This window comes from Microbacterium sp., from assembly GCF_041641055.1.
Lineage (GTDB): Bacteria > Actinomycetota > Actinomycetes > Actinomycetales > Microbacteriaceae > Microbacterium.
In genome coordinates this window covers 165,930-185,428 of the sequence record NZ_JBEPZB010000001.1, presented here as the reverse complement: position 1 = coordinate 185,428, position 19,499 = coordinate 165,930, and the positions used below count along the sequence as shown (strand labels likewise).

The following is a 19,499-nucleotide window of genomic DNA, read 5'->3' as shown; positions in this document are numbered from 1 at the left end:
TCCTTCTGATCACTGCCGCGTATGGGGTTGTCGGGCGAGCACTCTCGGTTGCCCCTGTGCGCTCCCAATAGGGTGATCTTCGGATGCTCATCCATCATGTGCCCCGACCGGGAAGCGCGTGAGCGCAAGTTACGGGGGCGGTGATGTCCGGCATGCAGGTCCCCACGTGGAAGATCGAGGTCGCGGCACGATGGCTGGGGCCCATCGCAGCGGCGTTGCTGCTCAGCGGGCTCGCGGTGGGTGTGACGCAAGCGGGGAGTCCGGTGTTCGCCGTCGGTGCTGTGGTGGCCGCCGCACTTCTCGTCGGCCTCTTCGTCTTCAGATGGAGACGCGACAGCAGTCGTATTGCGCGGGTCAAGGAGCGCGAACTCGACCCGACGGTGCGCCTGTCGCGGGCGTTCGCGAAGGGCACTCTGACAGGACACCCGAGCGGTTCGAAGTCGTTCGGAAAGGGATGGTACGAGGTGACCGACGGCGACCTCGTGGTACTCGAAGAACCAGTTCCCGGCTCACGCCGAGAACTGCTGCGCTACCGCCTCGGCGATCTGGCTGAACCTCAGGTTCACCCCGTCCAGCGCGGGTGGGCAGTACCCCGTGTCGTCATCGGCACACCGGAGGGCGATCTCAGCTGGGAGCCGATGCATCCTTCGGGGTCGAGCTACCGTTTCGCCACTGACCGCCAGGCGCGTGGCGAAGCGCACGAAGTCCGACGCGCGGTGGCACTGTGAATGCGGTGGGCGGAGGACGATGATCTCCACCAGCTCGATCCTTCCGCTTCTCGTGCTCGGAATCATCGTTGTGTGTTCTGGGCTCCTGACCGTGCGCTTCCGTCGGCGACTGAACGACCACATCTACGAATCACAGAAGCGGATGTTCGGCGAGAAGGCCGCTCGTTTCTCCGCCGGGAGGCAGACGCCGTTCATGATGGGGGTGGTGGGGACAGCCGCGACCGCGCTCGGTAGTGCGATGGTTGTGGCCGGAGTGATCGGCGCGACCCAGTTCTTCGCGAGTTAGCGCACAGACGTCGTCATGGAGAGGCCTCGAGTCATGAAGCACTCAAGCGCGGAGACGGATGATCGTTGAATACAGGCTGTGGTGGATGAATGGGCGGTGGTGGCGGTGGTTGCGGTGCAGGAGTTAAGTGGTCCTGGTGGTGAAGGAGCGAGTTTGGTGCCCATAGCCCTTGTCAGCGGAGTTCTCCCGATCGTTATGGGGGTTTTGCTCATCTTTGCGAGGAGGCAGGTGCCGCGCCTGATCCACACGGGGCTGAAGAGGTTTTATGGCGAACCCGTTGCAGACACCTCGATGAACGAGCGCACCGGGCCGCGCTGGGTGGTGCTGGTCGGCTCTGCTCTCGTCGTTCTCGGAACGTTCGACGTGATGGAAGCGTTCGGCGTATTCGGGTCTTGACGGCTCGTGACGAAGTCCGATGCTCCGGTTACGCGCGGCGTGCTGAGTCTGAATGACCGAACTGAGGAAGGAGTCTTGAGATGCTGGTTTCGGGAGTCGTGTGCGTCGTGTTGGGCGTTCTCCTTGCGGTCTTCCACAAGCGCTACTGGCAGTTCTTGAGGCGGACCAGTGATCGACTGTTCAGCGAGGCACTCGCCGACGCAACCATGAACCGCGGGGAGAGCCCGAAGATGATCCTCGTCGTGGGGCTGGGCGCGGTCGTGATGGGATTGATTCAGATATCGTTCGGGCTGGACCTACTCTGACCGAGGGCCGTCACCCCACATCCCCTTCCGCCCGTGTCAAGGCCCGCCACCTTTCACCCTTGATCGGCGACGCTGGACCGGATCGAGTGGAGGAGACATGGCGACGGAGCTGTCACAAGGTGACCGCGTGAGCTGGAACACCCCGCAGGGGCGGACCAGGGGCACGGTGCAGGAGAAGCGCACGAAGGACTTCCGGTTCGCCGGGCAGAGCTTCACTGCATCCGACGATGAGCCCGCCTACATCGTGAAGTCCGAGAAGAGCGGCGACGAGGCCGCGCACAAGGGGTCAGCCCTCCGGAAGTTGCGCAGTTGACTCGACGGTGCCGAGACGCGCAGTGTCGGTGACCCTCCCTACCCTTGACGCGTGACCGACGACACCTTCACCGACCGCCTTCGACCGTCGCGACCGGTGCCGACCGACCTCGACGAGGTCTACGCGATCCAGCGCGATCCGCGGGTCTGGACGCACTATCCGAGCCTCCGCCACACGACTCGCGACGAGACGGTGCGAATGATGGAGCGCTGGGAGCGCAGCTGGAGCACCACAGGACTCGGGTCCTGGGTCGCTCGGCTGCGAGACACCGGGGAGGTGATCGGCAACGGCGGATGCACGCTGCTCGGCGGAGAGGTCTGGAACGTGGGCTACCGGATCGCCGCCGACCACCACGGGCGCGGTTTCGCGACCGAGCTGGCCCGGGCCGGTGTCGCGCGGGCGCGCGAGATCGACCCCGACCGGCCGGTGATCGCGTACCTGGTCGAACACAACACCGGGTCGGCGCGCGTGGCGGAGAAGCTCGGACTCGAGCTCGTGCATCGCGCACCGGAAGCTGGCAATCCCGACGCGGCCGCGATGCGGCTCGTATACGCAGACCGGCCACTCTCGCCGGCGCAGCTCCGGGCCACCCTGCAGTAGTCGAATGGACACCTGCGCGGTGTTGTCGGAGCGCTCATCGCGGGCGTATAGTCCACATGGACTATTTGAGAGGGGATGCGCGTGCCCAACGACACCACCGACCGCCTGACCCCGATGGGGGTCATGGTGCTCGCGCTGCTGAGCGAGGGTGACATGCATCCGTATGAGATGGTGCGGCTGATGCGCGCCCGCCGCGACGAGCGCCTGCTCTCCATCACCAACGGCACGCTCTATCACACGGTCGGACGCCTCCAGCGGTCGGGTCTCCTCGATGAGGTCGGCATCGATCGCGAAGGCAACCGCCCCGAGCGCACCACCTACACGCTGACGGATGCCGGCAAGGATGCGCTGCTCCGCTGGCTGCGCCGCGAGCTGTCGAGCATCGATCGGCCGACGGAGTTCCGGATCGCGCTCGCAGAGGCCCACAACCTCGAACGCCGCGACGTGATCGAGAATCTGCGGGTGCGTCGCGACGCCCTCGATGAGGCGCACGCCTTGCACCGCGACGGGCTGACCAGGGCTCGGCACAAGAACGTGCCCGAGCAGGTGCTCGTCGAGTTCGAGCGCCAGGAGGTGCTGCTCGAGGCCGAGCTGCGCTGGCTCGACTCGCTCCTCGATCGCCTCGACTCCGAGGCCTTCCCCTGGGGGCCCGACGCCTTCGAATACTCAGACCGCTACCGCGCACAGCGAAAGGCTGCACAGCAATGACCGATTCCTCTCGGACGGACGGCCGGCCCCCGGCATCCGCCTCTTCCGGTCCCTCGACCGGGACCTTCGCCGCAGGGCATCGCCCGGCGAGCCCCTGGCCGGCGCTCTGGGCGCTGGTCATCGGGTTCTTCATGATCCTCGTAGACACGACGATCGTCTCGGTGGCGAACCCGGCGATCAAGGCCGCCCTCGACCCGACCACCAACAATCTCGACAACGTCGTGTGGGTCACCAGCGCCTACCTGCTCGCCTACGCGGTGCCGCTGCTGATCACGGGCCGCCTCGGCGACCGCTTCGGCCCGAAGAACATCTACCTCATCGGACTCGCGATCTTCACGCTCGCCTCGCTCTGGTGCGGTCTGTCGAACTCGCTCGAGATGCTGATCGCGGCCCGCGCCGTGCAGGGCCTCGGGGCCGCGTTCATGACCCCGCAGACGATGGCCGTGATCACCCGCACCTTCCCGCCCGAGCGTCGGGGCGCCGCGATGGGGCTCTGGGGTGCCACCGCGGGCGTCGCGACTCTGGTCGGACCGCTCGTCGGCGGTCTGCTCGTCGACGGGTTCGGCTGGGAGTGGATCTTCTTCGTCAACATCCCCGTCGGGATCGTCGCGTTCGTGCTCGCCTGGCGGCTGGTGCCGAAGCTGCAGACCAGCCCGCACCGCTTCGACATCCTGGGCGTCATCCTCAGCGCCGTCGCCCTGTTCCTGCTGGTCTTCGGACTGCAGGAGGGGGAGAAGTTCGACTGGGGCGTGATCTGGGGACCGATCTCGGTGTGGGGCCTCATCATCACCGGACTCGTCGTGCTCGCCCTCTTCATCGTCCAGCAGGCGCGCACCCGGAGCGAGGCGCTCGTGCCGCTCGCGCTGTTCCGCGACCGCAACTTCTCGGGCGCCAACGTCGCGATCGCGGCCGTCGGCTTCACGGTGACCAGCATGTCGCTGCCCATGATGTTCTTCCTGCAGACCGCGCGGGGCCTCACCCCGACCGAGGCGGCGCTGCTCCTCATCCCGATGGCGGTGCTGTCGGGCGTGCTGGCCCCCTTCGCCGGCAAGCTGCTCGACCGCGTCGACCCGCGCATCATCCTCATCCCCGGCCTCCTGTGCGTCGTCGTCGCCCTCATCTGGTACTCGGCGCTGATCAACATGGACACCCCGATCTGGATGTTCCTGCTCCCCTCGGCCCTCATGGGCATCGGAAACGCAGGGATGTGGGGGCCGCTGGCGACCACCGCCACCCGCAAACTGCCGCCTCGCCAGGCCGGCGCCGGCGCCGGCATCTACAACACCACTCGCACGATCGGATCGGTCATCGGCTCGGCATCCATCGCGACGTTCATGCAGTCGCGTCTCGAGGCGAACCTGCCAGGGCTGTCCGACGCGCCGTCCGGCATCAGCGGCGGCTCGCTGCCGCCGGAGGTCGCCGAGGGCTTCGCCGCCGGCATGTCGCAGGCGATCCTGCTTCCCGCTTGCGTGGTGGTCGTCGCGCTCGTCGCATCGCTCTTCCTCGGTCGGTACGACAAGGCGGATGCCGCGGCATCCGCCCCCGCGGAGGCTCCGGCACCCGCGGCGTGACCCGCCGCTGACTCGGCGCTGCCTCTTCGCTGACTCGGCGTTGACGCGACCCGGGCCTTCCGCACGACCGTGCGGAAGGCCCGGTTTGCGACAGCGCCGGTCGGTGTGATCTCATCGGGCGATGACGATCGAGCTCACCAGGCCCACGACCGACCTCTTCGACAGCTGGGCGGAGGCGGTCGCCGAGTTCGGCGAAGGCCACATCGACGGGTCGGGTCTGCAGGCGCCGGTCACCCCGGATCGCGCCACACTCGACGCTCTGATCGAGAAGGCGGCGCTGCTCGCCGACACGACGGCGGAACTGCCTGACGACGCCGTGCACAACGACCTCTACTGGGTCGTCGACGACGGCGAGGTCGTCGGATTCCTGTCGTTCCGCCACGACCTCAATGAGTGGCTGCGCGAAGCGGGCGGACACATCGGATACTCGGTGCGGGAATCGCGGCGACGTCGGGGATATGCCTCGGCGGCCCTGCGGCTCGGACTCGAGCGCGCACGCGAGATCGGACTCGACCGGGTGCTGGTCACCTGCGACGACGACAACATCGGCTCGTACCGGACCATCGAAGGGGCCGACGGCGTGCTGCAGGATGTCAGCGACCAGTCCGCCCGGGGCCACGCGATGCTGCGCCGGTACTGGATCACCCTCTGATCCTCTGACCCACCCGGCCGCCGGTCGGCCTGTCCGACCGCGTGGGCCTGTCCGACCGCCCGCGTGGGCCGGCCCGAGGGCCCGGCGCGAGCACGGCCGACGCGCCGTCGCGGTTAGGCTGGATGGTCGACGACCGTCCCGGTGGCAGCATCCTGCCGCCCATCCGATCCGAGGAGCATCCGTCGTGATCCCACATCCCACCTCTGCGTCTGCGCGCCTGCGCACGCTCGGACGCACCGTCGGGGCGATGGCGCTCACGGCGCTCGTCGCGGCCGGCAGCCTGCTCGGCGGCGCATCCGCCGCCACCGCGGCCGTCGACAGCGAGACCTACGTGATCGGCACTGACACGACGTTCGCGCCGTTCGAGTTCACCGACGCGAACGGCGACCTCGTCGGTATCGACATGGACCTGCTGCGAGCGATCGCGAAGGACCAGGGCTTCGAGGTCGAGATCCGCCAGCTCGGGTTCGACGCGGCTGTGCAGGCACTGCAGGCCAACCAGGTCGACGCGGTCATGGCCGGCATGTCGATCACCGAGGAGCGCCAGAAGACGTTCGACTTCAGCGACCCGTACTTCACCAGCGGCATCCAGCTCGGCGTGCTCGAGTCCAGCGACATCGAGTCGCTCGACGACCTCGACGGCGAGGCCGTCGCCGTGAAGACCGGCACCCAGGGCCAGACCTTCGCCGAGGAGAACCAGGACGAGTTCGGCTTCCGCATCACCCCGTACCAGGACACCACCGACATGGTGGATGCCGTCAAGGCCGGCCAGGCCGTCGGCTACTTCGAAGACTTCCCGGTGCTCGCCTACGGGATCCAGCAGGGGTCCGGCTTCCGTCTGATCGGCGACCCCGAGCTCGGCGGCGAGTACGGCTTCGCCGTCAACAAGGGGCAGAACCCCGAGCTGGTCGAGATGTTCAACGAGGGTCTCGCCAACCTGCAGGAATCGGGCGAGTACGACAAGATCGTCGACAGCTACCTGTCCGGCGGCGAGGAGTCGACGCAGGCGACGGACATCTTCTCGGTCGCGGTCAAGTACTGGCCCGCGCTGATGGAGGGTCTGTGGCTCACCATCCTCGCGACGCTCGTCGCGATCGTCGCCGCGTTCATCCTCGGCCTCATCTTCGGCTTCGGACGCGTCTCGGCCTTCGCGCCGTTCCGCTGGGTGGCCACAGCGTACGTCTACGTCTTCCGCGGCACCCCGATCCTGGTGCAGGCGTTCTTCGTCTTCTTCGCCATCCCGCAGCTGTTTCCGGGTCTGACGTTCAACCCGTTCGTCGCCGGAGCCATCACGCTCTCGCTGAACACCGGCGCCTACATGACCGAGATCATCCGCGGTGGCATCCAGGCCGTCGACCCCGGTCAGGCGGAGGCGTCGCGCTCGCTGGGCCTCGGACACTGGAAGACCATGCGCAAGGTCGTGCTGCCGCAGGCGTTCCGCATCATGATCCCGTCGTTCGTGAACCAGGGCATCATCACCCTCAAGGACACGTCGCTGATCAGCGTCATCGGCCTCGCCGAGCTCACTTTCGTGTCGCGTCAGATCATCGCCTCGACCTACCTGTCTGCTCAGGTGCTGACGATCGTCGCCATCATCTACTTCGTCGTGATCACGCTGCTGACGCTGCTCGCGAACCGCCTGGAGAGGAAGTTCAACGCATGAGCAAGATCGAGGTCAGGGACCTGCACAAGTCGTTCGGCGACAACCACGTGCTCAAGGGCATCGATCTCACGGTGGAGGACGGCGAGGTCGTCGCGGTCATCGGACCGTCGGGTTCGGGCAAGTCGACCCTGCTGCGCTGCCTCAACAAGCTCGAGGAGCCGACGTCCGGACATGTGATCGTCGACGGCGTCGACCTCACCGACAAGAGCGTGAAGCTCGACGAGGTGCGCCAGCGGATCGGCATGGTGTTCCAGCACTTCAACCTGTTCCCGCACATGACCGTGCTCGAGAACATCACGCTCGCCCCCGTGGAGCTCGGCAAGCTGTCGAAGGCTCACGCGAAGGAGCGCGCGCTGGCGCTGCTCGATCGCGTCGGCCTCGCCGAGAAGGCGGACGCGAGGCCGGCATCCCTCTCCGGTGGCCAGAAGCAGCGCGTCGCGATCGCCCGCGCGCTCGCCATGGATCCCGAGATCATGCTGTTCGACGAGGCCACCAGCGCCCTCGACCCCGAGATGGTGGGCGAGGTGCTGCAGGTCATCCGCGACCTCGCGTCCGGCGGAATGACGATGGTGCTCGTGACCCACGAGATGGGCTTCGCGCGCGAGGTCTCGGGTCGCACCGTCTTCATGGATGCCGGCGTCGTCGTCGAGGAGGCGCCGCCGGCCGAGCTGTTCGGTGCCCCCAAGAACGAGCGCCTGAAGGACTTCCTCTCGAAGGTGCTCTGACGGTTGTGTCGAAGGCCCCCATCCGGTTCGGGTGGGGCCTTCGTCGTGCCGGGAGGGTGTGGTGTCCCGGTGCGGTGTCCCGGTGTGGTGTCCCGGTGTGGTGTCCCGTCTGCTGCGCACAGCTTCGGAGATGCGGCGAGGCTCGCCGGGTGAGGGGCGGATGCTGCGGCGTGGCGAGGCCGCAATCCGAAGCTGTGCCCGGTGAAGGGTGTGGTTGGTCGGGTGTGTCGGGTCTGATGTTCCGTCCAGTGCGCACAACTTCGGAGATGCGGCGCGGCTCGCCGGGTGAGGGGCGGATGCTGCGGCGTGGCGCGCGCGGGATCCGAAGCTGTGCCCGGTGAAGGGCGACGCCGGGGGCGGCGGGTCTGATGTCCCGTCCGGTGCGCACAACTTCGGAGATGCGGCGCGGCGCGCCAGGGGAGGGGCGGATGCTGCGGCGCGGCGCGCGTGGAATCCGAAGCTGTGCCCGGTGAAGGGCGATGCCGGGCCGGGGGCGGCGGGCTATTCGGCGACGCGAGCGGCGATATCGGTGCGGAAGTGCGACCCCTCGAGCGTGATGCGTCCGATGGCCTGATAGGCGCGGTCGCGCGCGGTGCGGAAGTCGGATGCCACGGCCACGACGTTCAGCACACGACCGCCCGTGGCGACGAGAGAGCCTCCCGGAGCATCCGGGCTTGCCGTCGCCGCATGCACGAGACGGACGCCCTCGATCGCGGCCGCATCGGCGAGCCCCTCGATCGGACGACCCGTCTGCGGCGCCTCGGGGTAGCCCTCGCTTGCGAGCACGACGGTGATGGCGACGTCGTCGCTGAAGACCGGGTCCGGCTGATCCTCGAGGGTGCCGGATGCCGCGGCGAACAGCAGTCCCGACAGTGGGGTCACGAGTCGCGGCAGGACGATCTGAGTCTCGGGGTCGCCGAAGCGGGCGTTGAACTCGATCACGCGGACACCGGCGGGAGTGAGGATGAGCCCCGCGTAGAGCAGGCCGATGAACGGGGTGCCCTCGCCGTCGAGCTGGCGGATCACCGGCAGGGCGACGTCGCGGGTGACCTCGTCGACGAACGCCTTCTCGCTGCCGAACTGGTCGGCGAGCCAGGGCAGCGGCGAGTAGGCGCCCATGCCGCCGGTGTTGGGTCCTTCGTCACCGTCGAATGCGCGCTTGAAGTCCTGGGCGGGACTCAGGGCACGTACCGTGTCGCCGTCGCTCAGGAAGAACAGCGACACCTCGGGGCCCGACAGGAACTCCTCGATGAGCACCGGACCTGAGGGCAGGTACTGCTCGGCGTGCACGAGTGCCTCGGCGCGGTCGGAGGTCACGACGACGCCCTTCCCCGCCGCGAGTCCGTCGGCCTTCACCACATGAGGGGCACCGAGCTCGTCGAACGCGGCCTCGACCTCGGCGACGGTGGTGGCGCGCACAGCGCGGCCGGTGGGTACGCCCGCGGCATCCATGATCCGCTTGGCGAACGACTTGGATCCCTCGAGTTGCGCCGCCGCCTTGCCGGGTCCGAACACGGGGATCCCGTGGGCGCGCAGCACGTCCGCCACTCCGGCGACCAGGGGGGCCTCGGGCCCGACGACGACGAGGTCGACGGCGTGCTCGTTCGCGAAGGCGGTGACAGCAGCCCCGTCGAGCATGTCGAGGATGACGGGGGTGGCATCCTGCGCCATGCCGGCGTTGCCGGGGGCGACGATGATCTCGTGCTCCGCCTGCTCTGCTCGCAGGGCGAGGATGATCGCGTGCTCACGGGCACCGGAACCGAGGACGAGGATCTTCACCTGTCCAGACTACCGACGCGCGGGCGCGGGTTTCGGCGGGTTGCCGACGGGTGCCCGGCGGGTTCTCGCCGCGCGGCGGTTCATAACTCCGGAGAACTGGACTGGTTGCGCGCAGATCGGGCGCTGTGCGTCCATCGGTGGCAAGATCTCCGGAGTTGTGGAGCAGAAGCAGCGGAGAGTCGGGCGTGGGTTTCGGTGAGAGCTGGGCATCCGGGCTGGGCATCCGGGCGGGTTGCGGGTGGGTGCCCGACGGGTTGCCGACGGGTTCTCGCCGTGCGGCGGTTCATAACTCCGGAGAACTGGACTGGTTGTGGGCAGGATCGGTCGCTGCGCGTCCATCGGTGGCCGGATCTCCGGAGTTGTGGAGCAGAAGCAGAGGAGAGTCGGGCGTGAAGTTCGGCGCGCTGCGGGCAGCCGGTGGGGCACTTGCCGGCCAGGCACGCGCCGTCGCCGGGGAGTTCTGCACCGGAGCGGGTTCAGAATTCAGCACAGAACTGCGCCGGGGGTGGTTCTGGGGCTTATGCAGGACCGCCGCCCGCATCGGTGCTGAGTTGTGAACGGGAAACCGGGGAGACCCGGAGACCGGGACGTCGAGGAGACCGGGTCAGAGCTCGATCGGCCGCTCGACAGACGGATCCCAGGGGAGGGTCCACCCGGTCGCATCGAACAGGGCATCGAGCACCATCGCGGTGAACCCCCACACGATCGTGCCGTCGATGTCGAAGGCAGGGCCGCGCCAGGTGCGACCCATCCGGTGGATCGTCGACGTGAATCGGCGGGCCGGATCGAGCAGTTGCGCCACCGGCACCCGGAACACGTCGACCGTCTCGGCGTGGTCGACCGCCGCGACGCGAGACGGCGACCGCCACCAGGCGAGCACGGGAGTCACGACGTGATTGCTCGCCGCGAGGGGCAGCTCATCGAGCGTCGCCAGGATCTCGACACCTGCCGGATCGAGTCCGGTCTCCTCTTCGGCCTCGCGCAGGGCGGTGGCGACGGCATCCGCGTCGGCATCCTCGCGTCTGCCGCCGGGAAAGGAGACCTGCCCAGGATGCGATGACAGGGTCGCCGCACGTCGCTGCAGCAGCACGTCGAGGTCGGCCGCGACGGTCAGCTCGTCGGTCTGAGCCGGCTTGCTGTCGAGGCGTCCGAACAGGACGAGGACGGATGCCGCATGCGCCGTCCCGACCACCGGAGGAAAGGGCCGCGCCCAGCTCTCTCGGCGCCCGGCGGCGGCGAGCAGTTCGGCTCGCGCTCCGTGCAGTGTCTCGGGATTCTGGCTCATCACCCTGAGCCTATGCCTGTGGACCGGGGGCGCGGCGTGCGCCTGCGCCGTCGAAATGCGCGTGCGAAGGCAGGATGCGGGGGATTCGGCCTTCGCAAGAGCACATCGCCTTCGGGGCCGTACGTCGCCGGGGGAACCGCACACCGGAGCCGCCCACCGCAGCCGCACACCGCAGTCGGGCTACCGCCACCGGCCTACGGCCACCGGCCTACCGCCACCGCCGCCCACCGCACCACACCGCCACCCGCCGGCGACCGGCGCGCGTACCCTGGATCCCATGCCCCCGAGGAAGATCGACATCGTCGACGGCCGGGCCGCTCTCGACGTGGTGCGACGAGCGGATGCCGCCGGCGAGAAGCCACCGCGCACCGCGCTCGCGACCGCTGTGCGCTACCTGCTGCAGCTGCTCGACGAGAAGGCTCCGGGCAACAGCGTCGAGGTGCGAGTGCCGCCGTTCGGTGCCGTGCAGGTGATCCAGGGTCCCCGCCATACCCGCGGCACTCCTCCGAACGTGGTGGAGATGGATGCCGCGACCTGGATCGCCGTGGCCACAGGAACCGAGCACTGGACGGATGCCGCCACCTCCGGCCGCGTCAGCGCCTCCGGCACCCGCGCCGATCTGGCCGCCGTACTGCCGCTGCGCCCCTGACCCCGGGTGACGCCCGCAGGACGACGCGATCCGTCCCGGGATCGGATCAGTCGGACGGCGCAGCCCGGCCCCCGAACCGGTCAGCCGAGCGGTGCGAAAGCAGAGCCGCGCCGAGCCACCACGAGCGGCACCCCGGTGGCCGGATGCGGGAACACGTCGACGGCCTGACCGTAGACGGCTTCGATCCGCCCGGCGGTGAGCACCTCCGACGGCGCTCCCGTGGCGGCGACCCGCCCCTCCGACAGGAGTGTGACCCGATCGGCGTGGGCCAGCGCCGCGTTGAGGTCGTGCAGCACGATGGCGACGGCCATGCCGGCATCCGCCTGGCCGCGGATCAGCCGCATGACGTCCTCATGGTGCTTCAGGTCGAGCGCGGCCGTCGGCTCGTCCAAAAGCAGGATGCCGGTGCTCTGCGCGATCACTCGCGCGAGCGCGACCCTGGCCCGCTCGCCGCCGGACAGCGAGGTGACCGCACGGGAGGCCAGCCCCTGCACCTCGGTCGCCTCCATCGCCGCCGCGACGATCTCGTCGTCATCGGCCGCAGCACCGGTGCGCGCCCACGGCGCGCGCCCCATGCGCACGACCTGCTCGACGGTGAAGGGGAAGGACACCGCGTTCTCCTGCAGCAGCACCGCCCTCGCGCGCGCCAGTGCCGCGGGACGGATGCCGCCGATCGGCGCCCCATCGAGCACGACCTCCCCCGAGCGAGGGATCACGTCGCCGGACAAGACCCCGAACAGGGTCGACTTGCCGGCACCGTTGGGTCCGACGAGCGCGTGGATCTCACCTGCCCTGATCTCGATGGACGCGTCGTCGAGGATCGCGCGCCCGCCGCCGACGAGCACGGTGACGCCGGTCGCCTGCATCCGCGTCGCTGCGCGCTCGCCGCTCATGCCCATCCTCCCGACCTGCGTCGCGTGCGCACCAGCAGCCACAGGAAGAACGGGCCGCCCACCAGGGAGGTGATCATGCCGATGGGGAGGTCGGCGAGCGGCACGGCAGTGCGGGCGACGAGGTCGGCGACCGCGATCAGGAGTGCTCCGCCGAGAGCCGAGGCGATCATGAGCGGCAGGTGGGCGGGTCCGATCAGCATGCGCATGAGGTGCGGCACCACGAGCCCCGCGAACCCGATGATCCCGGCGAAGGCCACGGCCGCGCAGACGAGCACCGCGACGGTGACGATCACGACCATCCGCAGCAGCTCGACGGGGACCCCGAGGTGTCGGGCGGTGCGCTCGCCGAGGGCGAAGAGGTCGAGCTGTGCGGAGACGACCAGGGCGATGACGACGCCGATCGCGACGAGCGGGGCGACCAGCGCGACGTTCGACCAGAGCGCTCCGTTCAGTGATCCGAGCTGCCAGAACACGATCTGCTCGCGGGTCGACGTCGTGCCGAGGAAGGTCAGGAACGCCATCCCGGCGCCGGCGATCGCATTGATCGCGATGCCCGTCAGCAGCAGCGTGACGACTTCGGTGCGTCCACCGGATCGACTGATGAAGTAGACAGCGAGCACGGCGGCGAGTCCGCCCAGGAACGCGAAGGCGGGTGTCGTCCACATGCCGAACGAGGCCAGGCCGAGGGTGATGCTCGCGGCCGCTCCGAGCGCCGCGCCCGAGGAGACGCCGACGACTCCGGCATCCGCCAGCGGGTTGCCGAAGATCGCCTGCATGAGCACGCCCGAGACGGCGAGAGCGGCTCCGACGAGCAGGCCGAGCACCAGTCGGGGGAGGCGCAGGTTGTAGATCACGCCGTAATCGGTCGCCTCGGCGGGAGCCCAGGCGGTGTCGATGCCGATCCCGCGCAGTAGCACGCCGATCAGGTCGGTCGGGGAGAGCGAGTACTGCCCGCTCGTGATCGAGAGGATGCAGGTCGCGAGGAGCGCGACCGTCAGACCGGCCACGACGAGCGTGAAGCGGAGCCCGCGGTGCCGGGTCGGCACGCGGGTGACGACCTCGCCGCTCACGTCGCGGGCTCGGAGGGCTCGGAGGGCGCGGGGTCGGAGGCAGAGCCGGACGCCGAGCCGGATGCCGGCGCGTAGAGGGCGCGAGCGATGGCGGCGATCACGTCGGCCGAGCGCGGACCGAAGCTCAGGATCTCGCTGTCGGCCATGTCGATGACGCGACGGTGGGCGCCTGCCGGCGTCTCCGCGATCGCCGGGATGCGCTCGATGAGCCCGTCGATCCCGTCGACGGACTCGAGCCCGTCGGTCATCATGACGAGAACATCGGGCTTCGCGGCGACGAGCGCTTCGGCGGTCATCGGCTTCATCCCCTCCCACCCGATCTCGGCGGCGACGTCGACTCCGCCGACCGCGTCGATGAGGGAATCAGCGCCGGAGTCCTCGCCGAAGATGTAGTAGATGTTGGCGTTGCCGCGCACATAGAGGAAGAGCATCCGCGCTCTGTCCTCGACGTCGGCCGGCACGACCTGGGCGATCTCGGCCCGTGTCGTCTCGAGGTCGGCGTCGAGGCGCTCGATCAGTGCGGCACCGCGGCGGGGGACCCCCAGCGCGGTGGCGATCTCGGTGACCAGCTCATCCGTGGTGTCGAGGCGTCGGTCGCTCGAGATCACGACGATCGCGATGCCGGCGTCGCGCAGCTGCTGGCGGATCTCCTTCGGCCCGATCGTGGTGTCGGTGAGGATGACCGTGGGCGCGAGTTCCAGGATCGCCTCGGCGTTGAGCGTGTGCCCGGTCTTCGTGACCACGGGCAGGTCCTCTGTGCCGGCGAACCCGGTGGATGAATCGCGTCCGACGACCTGATCGCCGAGCCCGAGAGCGAAGACGGTCGAGGCGATGGTGCCCGAGATGTCGATGGGCAGGATGCGGTCGACATCGGTGATCTCGACCGTACGACCTTCGCTGTCGGTGACGGTGACCGGCAGCTGGGGGGCGCTGTCGTCGTCCACGGGGTCGATCGCCTGGCTCGACAGGCAGGCCGTGGAGCCGCCGGTCACTGCGCGGACGTCGTCCACGAGATCGAGGTCGGCGAGGGGGACGGATGCCTGCGGGCAGCTCTCCGCGGCACTCGCCGCCGGGGGCGATCCGGTCGCAGCAGGACCCGCGCAGCCCGCCAGGGCCGCCGCGAGCACGGCGGAGAGGAAGACGGCGGGGAGGCGACGCATTAGGCAAGGCTATCCTAAAACTTGACTCGCTCTCGACGTCGCCCCTATGGTCGAGAGAGCGGCTTACTTAGCCAAGCCTAACCAATACTCACCCCTTCGCCCGACTGCACAGCGGCACCGCCGGCGCGCGTCTGCTCTGCGTGCCCGGTGCCTGGAGAATCGTGAACGCCACAGCCTCAGCACCCACGGAGAGTCGCCGCATACGCGTGCTGCTCGCCGCCTTCCTCTCGTTCCTCCTGGTCGCGGCCGGCGCGGTGATCGTCCCGCCGGCGCACGCGGCCGACGGCTCCGTCACAGCCTCGGTCACGTCGGCAGGCAGCGCGGGTCTCACCGTGCAGGTCGAGGCGACCGGTCTCCCCGGCGTCCCGAGCGTCTACGCGGCACTCATCGTGAAGGGCACCGAGAGCGGGCTGTCCGGTCCGGGTGGCGGATACGCCGCGTTCGCGCAGCCGTTCCCGGCGGTGACCGCCGGAGCGACCTCCTTCACCCTGACCGCGCCGGCCGGCTCGCTCGACCGCACCCAGGTGTACGAGGTGCTGATCTGGCAGCAGCACTCCATCCCGAACGCGGAGACGATCTACGCCCGCGGCGACGTCGCGGTCTCCGGCCCTCAGTGGGACTCGGTCTTCGGAGCGGCGCCGACCGACCCTGGAACGGACCCCGGTACGGACCCCGGAACTGACCCCGGCACGGACCCTGGAACGGACCCCGGAACCGATCCTGGAACGGACCCTGGAACGGACCCCGGAACCGACCCTGGAACTGACCCCGGCACGGACCCCGGCACGGACCCCGGCACGGACCCGGGCACCGAAGAGCCGACCGAGCCGTCGATCGCGGTGTTCCTGGCCGATGGCTCGACGCCCGTGGGAACGACTCCTCTGAAGGCGGGCGACAAGGTCGTCGTGAAGGGCTCCGGCTATGACCCGACCGCGAACGTGGGCGGACGAGGGGTGCCGATCCCGGCGAACCTCCCGCAGGGCACGTACGTCGTGTTCGGCAACTTCGCCGCCACCTGGCAGCCCTCGTCGGGAGCCGCGAGCTCGACCCGCTCGGTCGGCGCGCAGGCCTGGGCGCTGTCCGAGACCGTGCTCAACCAGGTTCCGGCGCAGTACCAGGCCGCGATCCGCGGGCAGTGGGTCGACATCGCGGCCGACGGCACCTTCCAGGCGACGCTGACGCTGAAGGATGCCGCAGCCACCCCCGGCTCCTACGGCATCTACACGTACGGCGCCGGCGGCGTCACCAACGCCGCGCAGGAGAAGAGCGTCCCGCTCGCCTACGGCCCGACCCCGACCCTGACCGCGACCGTCACAGCGGCCACCGCAGCCGACGGCCTGACCGTCACGGCGGCGGGCGCGAAGCTCGGCAGCGTCACCGGGGCCTACGTCGCCCTGATCGAGAAGGGGACGGAGACTGAGGTCACCGCCGGTGGCGGATTCCTCGCGATGCAGTACGTTCGCGGCATCACCGGTGGAGCTTTCACCGTCGACTTGACCGCGTCGGCCGACACCCTGGATCGCACCAAGACCTACGAGGTCATCGCCTGGCAGCAGCACACGATGCCGAACGCCGGCACGATCTACGCCCGTTCGACGGTCGCGATCAGCGACGCCCAATGGAACGCTCTCCTGCCCGCCCCCGTACCCGCCGTCACGACGACGGTGAAGTCCGCCACCGCGGCCGGCGGGCTGACGGTCGCGGCGGCAGGCACCGATCTCGGCGCCGTCACGGGCGCCTACGTCGCCCTGATCGAGAAGGGCACCGAGGCGGACGTCACCGCCGGGGGTGGGTTCCTCGCGATGCAGTACGTTCGCGGCATCACCGGTGGCGCCTTCAGCGTCGACCTGACGGCCCCGGCCGACACCCTGGAGCGCACCAAGACCTACGAGGTCATCGCCTGGCAGCAGCACACGATGCCGAACGCCGGCACGATCTACGCCCGATCGACGGTGGCCGTCACCCCCGCGCAGTGGGACGCGATCACGGGCAAGAAGCCGGAGACTCCGAAGCCTCCGACGAAGCCCACGACACCCGCCAAGCCCGCGGCCACCGTGCCCGGCGGCCTCCTGCGGTGGGGCATCTCGACGTCGTTCACGGAGTATGTGGTCGGCGACATCGCGAAGGGCGCGATCGACGTGTCCGGCGGCGCGACCCGGTCGGGCGGACGGTTCCAGTTCGGGCAGACCGTCGGCGGCGACTACGACCGCGCGAGCGGACTCGGCAGCGTCGTCTATCGCGGGGCGGTGCGCTTCACCGGGCACGGCGGCGTGCTCGACGTCACGGTCTCGAACCCGCAGATCCGCATCACCTCCGCACAGTCGGCGACCCTCTCCGTGACGCACGCGCGTGCGACCGTCCCGTTCGCGACGCTCGATCTCTCGAAGGCCTCCGTCGTGAAGGCCAACGGAGCGGTCACATACGCTGCGGCCCCGGCCAGCCTCACGGCGGCCGGTCGCGACACGGTGCTCTCGGGCTTCTCGACGAACCTCGACCCCGTCTCGTTCACGATCGGATCGGTCGCGGCAGCGCCCTCCGGCACCACCGGCACGGTGGCGGCCGCGGTCGTGAAGACCAAGCGGGAGATTCCGTCGACGCCCCCGGCGACCCACGGCATCGTGATCGCCGAGAGCGAGCTCGCGGCGCTGCAGTCTGGACGGTCGGCGACGTTCACGGCATCCGGATTCGAGCCGAACGAGACCGGCATCCGGGTCGTGGTGTACTCCACGCCCGTGCTGCTCGACACCGTGACCGCGGATGCCGCAGGCGTCGCGACCTGGACGGGCACGCTGCCCGCAGGGCTCGAGGACGGCGCCCACACGCTGACCCTGCAGGGGTCCGTCGACCGCGGTCTGGCGTTCACTCTGACCAGGCAGACGGCGGCGCTCGGCGCCTGCACGGTCGAGGGCGCCACGCTCCAGTGGGGGTACAAGGAATCGTTCCGCACCTACATCGAGGGCATCGCCGCCGGCGGCTGGACCCTCACGGACGTCACCTACGACTACCCCGACTACGTGTGGACCGGCGGCACCGGCTCGTTCGACGACGAGACGCGCACGGGGCTCGTCACCTTCGGCGGCAGCATCCGGTTCACCGGTCACGGCGGCGCGCTCGACACGACGCTCGCCAACGCGCGGCTCGAACTCGCCGGCGACACCGGGTACATCGTGTTCGACGTGCTCGGCACGACGCAGGACGGGCAGAGCGTCGACCAGAAGGGCGTGCGTCTCGCCGAGTTCGATCTGGCGGATGCCGCCGTCGTCGACGGCAGCCTCTCGCTCGACGAGGTCGGAACCACACTCACCGAGGCGGGAGCAGCGGCCTTCGGCACCTATGCCGCAGGCGAGGAGCTGGATCCCCTCACTGCGGTACTCCCTGTCGATTCCGCGTGCGGCGTCACCGCCCCCGCGGATGACGCCGACGAGTCGGAGGGCACGGCGGCTGCGGCATCCGTCACGGCAGCGACCGTGCCGGACGGTGCGCCGATCTGGCCGTGGATCGTCGGCGGACTGCTGTTCGTGGCGCTGGGCGTGGGAGGCGGCGTGCTGATCGGCCGCCGCACCGCACGCGGCGCTCGGGGCGACGAGTCGAGCGAGTTCGCGACCGAGGTCTGACCCGCAGGACCGCACCGCCCTCCCCGCACCGCCCTCCTCGTAGCTGCGAGAAGGGCGGTGCGCTGTGCAGACGGGGGGAGCGAGCTGCGGCCAACGGTGGGAGAATGGATGCATGTCCTCCCACGATTCCTCCCAGACGGTCGAGGCGACGGTCCGTCGCGTGCCGCGCTTCGGCGTGTTCATGGCCATCGGCGTCGTGCTCGGGATCATCGCCGCCGGCATCCTGACGATGGTGGGCAGCTATGAGCCGTCCGAGGCCGTCAACGTCGTCTACCCGCCCGGTCAGGTGTTCGGGTTCCTGCTGCTGTGGACCGTGCCGATCGGCTTCGCCCTCGCGAGCATCGTGGCCCTCATCCTCGAGCGGGCCGCGCGTCGGCACGACCACGTCGTCAGGGTCGAGCACGAGACCATCATCGAGCGCGACTGACCCCGCCGCCCGACGTCACGCCAGTTCGGCGATGATCGGCCGGATCGCCGCGTCGAACGACACGACGTCACGACGCAGCCCGTCGGTCACCGCGACCGTGAGGGCGCCGATCCACCAGATGCCGCGCTGCGAGAACGGCAGCACCTGCACGTTCAGCTCGAACGAGTGCGCGCGCCGGCCGATCTCCCGCTCGAACTCGGCGATCGCGCTGGCGTACGCCCGGTAGGCCTCGCCGCCGATCGTCCCGCCGCCCGACCTGCTCGCCATCGAGCTGCGGATCGACGACACGTAGCGGTCATGCGCGACGCGGGCGAAATGCATGGCGGATGCTGCGTGCGGCGCGATCGCCTCAGCCAGTTCCTCCGCTCCGGTGGCCGGCAGCGCGACCAGCGTGTCGAAGCCGTCGATCAGCTCCAGCGGGACCCCCGATGGATGCGCTCGCGGCTCGACCGTCATGTCCCAGTAGTCGCGCCACTGCTTCTCGAGCTCGGGCGTCACCTCGGCGGCATCCGGTGCTCTGACGGGCAGGTCTCGCAGGCTGGGCAGGTCCTCAGGGGCCCGGATGCCGAGCGATTGCCGCAGTGCGAGCGCGACGAGCACCGGGACGCTGGCGTCTTCGCGAATCAACCACTGCGGCTTGTCGGCCATGGCCCCATCGTAGGAGACGCTCCGGTC

The 19,499-nt window shown here is 69.4% G+C and carries 20 protein-coding genes; 14 read left to right on the top strand and 6 right to left on the bottom strand.

Going from position 1 to position 19,499, the window contains the following annotated elements; genetic code table 11:
* Positions 1–152 precede the first annotated feature (152 nt).
* The 11 genes from ACESK8_RS00805 to ACESK8_RS00755 all read left to right on the top strand — a co-directional run bounded on the left by ACESK8_RS00805 (position 153) and on the right by ACESK8_RS00755 (position 7,947).
* A complete protein-coding gene (locus ACESK8_RS00805; RefSeq protein WP_372966881.1) occupies positions 153–728 on the top strand; it encodes a hypothetical protein in 576 nt (191 codons plus the stop codon).
* 19 nt (positions 729–747) lie between these two features.
* Positions 748–1,014, top strand: coding sequence for a hypothetical protein (locus ACESK8_RS00800; RefSeq protein WP_372966880.1), 267 nt, complete (start codon positions 748–750; stop codon positions 1,012–1,014).
* A gap of 78 nt (positions 1,015–1,092) precedes the next feature.
* Positions 1,093–1,410 (top strand): hypothetical protein, encoded by a 318-nt coding sequence (locus tag ACESK8_RS00795; RefSeq protein ID WP_372966879.1) that lies wholly within the window; start codon positions 1,093–1,095, stop codon positions 1,408–1,410.
* A gap of 80 nt (positions 1,411–1,490) precedes the next feature.
* On the top strand, positions 1,491–1,715 hold the full coding sequence (locus tag ACESK8_RS00790) for a hypothetical protein (protein WP_372966878.1): 225 nt from the start codon (positions 1,491–1,493) through the stop codon (positions 1,713–1,715).
* A gap of 97 nt (positions 1,716–1,812) precedes the next feature.
* Positions 1,813–2,028 carry a DUF2945 domain-containing protein gene (locus tag ACESK8_RS00785; RefSeq protein ID WP_372966877.1) on the top strand — a complete coding sequence of 72 codons (216 nt, stop codon included), beginning with the start codon at positions 1,813–1,815 and terminating at the stop codon, positions 2,026–2,028.
* 51 nt (positions 2,029–2,079) lie between these two features.
* Positions 2,080–2,628 (top strand): GNAT family N-acetyltransferase, encoded by a 549-nt coding sequence (locus ACESK8_RS00780; protein WP_372966876.1) that lies wholly within the window; start codon positions 2,080–2,082, stop codon positions 2,626–2,628.
* An 81-nt stretch (positions 2,629–2,709) separates the two neighbouring features.
* Positions 2,710–3,336 carry a PadR family transcriptional regulator gene (locus tag ACESK8_RS00775; protein WP_372966875.1) on the top strand — a complete coding sequence of 209 codons (627 nt, stop codon included), beginning with the start codon at positions 2,710–2,712 and terminating at the stop codon, positions 3,334–3,336.
* Positions 3,333–4,907: a DHA2 family efflux MFS transporter permease subunit gene (locus ACESK8_RS00770; RefSeq protein WP_372966874.1), complete on the top strand. Its 1,575-nt coding sequence runs from the start codon at positions 3,333–3,335 to the stop codon at positions 4,905–4,907. Before ACESK8_RS00775 ends, ACESK8_RS00770 begins: the two co-directional genes overlap by 4 nt.
* Before the next feature lie 121 nt (positions 4,908–5,028).
* Positions 5,029–5,559 (top strand): GNAT family N-acetyltransferase, encoded by a 531-nt coding sequence (locus tag ACESK8_RS00765; protein WP_372966873.1) that lies wholly within the window; start codon positions 5,029–5,031, stop codon positions 5,557–5,559.
* 247 nt (positions 5,560–5,806) lie between these two features.
* Positions 5,807–7,222, top strand: a complete 1,416-nt coding sequence (locus ACESK8_RS00760) for an amino acid ABC transporter substrate-binding protein/permease (RefSeq protein ID WP_372966975.1) — start codon at positions 5,807–5,809, stop codon at positions 7,220–7,222.
* On the top strand, positions 7,219–7,947 hold the full coding sequence (locus ACESK8_RS00755; protein WP_372966872.1) for an amino acid ABC transporter ATP-binding protein: 729 nt from the start codon (positions 7,219–7,221) through the stop codon (positions 7,945–7,947). Before ACESK8_RS00760 ends, ACESK8_RS00755 begins: the two co-directional genes overlap by 4 nt.
* Before the next feature lie 501 nt (positions 7,948–8,448).
* Here ACESK8_RS00755 and purD read toward each other — a convergent pair.
* Positions 8,449–9,726, bottom strand: coding sequence for a phosphoribosylamine--glycine ligase (purD, locus tag ACESK8_RS00750; RefSeq protein ID WP_372966871.1), 1,278 nt, complete (start codon positions 9,724–9,726; stop codon positions 8,449–8,451).
* A gap of 604 nt (positions 9,727–10,330) precedes the next feature.
* Positions 10,331–11,011 (bottom strand): CoA pyrophosphatase, encoded by a 681-nt coding sequence (locus tag ACESK8_RS00745; RefSeq protein ID WP_372966870.1) that lies wholly within the window; start codon positions 11,009–11,011, stop codon positions 10,331–10,333.
* 277 nt (positions 11,012–11,288) lie between these two features.
* Here ACESK8_RS00745 and ACESK8_RS00740 point away from each other — a divergent pair, with 277 nt between their 5' ends.
* Positions 11,289–11,660, top strand: a complete 372-nt coding sequence (locus ACESK8_RS00740) for a sterol carrier family protein (RefSeq protein ID WP_060927072.1) — start codon at positions 11,289–11,291, stop codon at positions 11,658–11,660.
* Between the two features lie 80 nt (positions 11,661–11,740).
* Here the strand turns inward: ACESK8_RS00740 and ACESK8_RS00735 are convergent, their stop codons facing one another.
* The 3 genes from ACESK8_RS00735 to ACESK8_RS00725 are packed head-to-tail and all read right to left on the bottom strand — an operon-like array spanning position 11,741 to position 14,783.
* Positions 11,741–12,553 (bottom strand): heme ABC transporter ATP-binding protein, encoded by an 813-nt coding sequence (locus ACESK8_RS00735; RefSeq protein WP_372966869.1) that lies wholly within the window; start codon positions 12,551–12,553, stop codon positions 11,741–11,743.
* The gene (locus ACESK8_RS00730) at positions 12,550–13,623 is read right to left on the bottom strand and encodes a FecCD family ABC transporter permease (protein ID WP_372966868.1); all 1,074 of its coding nucleotides are present in this window, start codon (positions 13,621–13,623) and stop codon (positions 12,550–12,552) included. The genes ACESK8_RS00735 and ACESK8_RS00730 overlap by 4 nt, the downstream gene beginning before the upstream one ends.
* Positions 13,620–14,783, bottom strand: a complete 1,164-nt coding sequence (locus ACESK8_RS00725; protein WP_372966867.1) for a hemin ABC transporter substrate-binding protein — start codon at positions 14,781–14,783, stop codon at positions 13,620–13,622. The genes ACESK8_RS00730 and ACESK8_RS00725 overlap by 4 nt, the downstream gene beginning before the upstream one ends.
* A gap of 161 nt (positions 14,784–14,944) precedes the next feature.
* Here ACESK8_RS00725 and ACESK8_RS00720 point away from each other — a divergent pair, with 161 nt between their 5' ends.
* Together ACESK8_RS00720 and ACESK8_RS00715 are read left to right on the top strand one after the other, a co-directional pair.
* On the top strand, positions 14,945–18,397 hold the full coding sequence (locus ACESK8_RS00720) for an HtaA domain-containing protein (RefSeq protein ID WP_372966866.1): 3,453 nt from the start codon (positions 14,945–14,947) through the stop codon (positions 18,395–18,397).
* A gap of 112 nt (positions 18,398–18,509) precedes the next feature.
* Positions 18,510–18,824 carry a potassium transporter Trk gene (locus ACESK8_RS00715; RefSeq protein ID WP_372966865.1) on the top strand — a complete coding sequence of 105 codons (315 nt, stop codon included), beginning with the start codon at positions 18,510–18,512 and terminating at the stop codon, positions 18,822–18,824.
* A 15-nt stretch (positions 18,825–18,839) separates the two neighbouring features.
* Here the strand turns inward: ACESK8_RS00715 and ACESK8_RS00710 are convergent, their stop codons facing one another.
* Positions 18,840–19,472 (bottom strand): zinc-binding alcohol dehydrogenase, encoded by a 633-nt coding sequence (locus ACESK8_RS00710; RefSeq protein ID WP_372966864.1) that lies wholly within the window; start codon positions 19,470–19,472, stop codon positions 18,840–18,842.
* Positions 19,473–19,499: the final 27 nt, after the last annotated feature.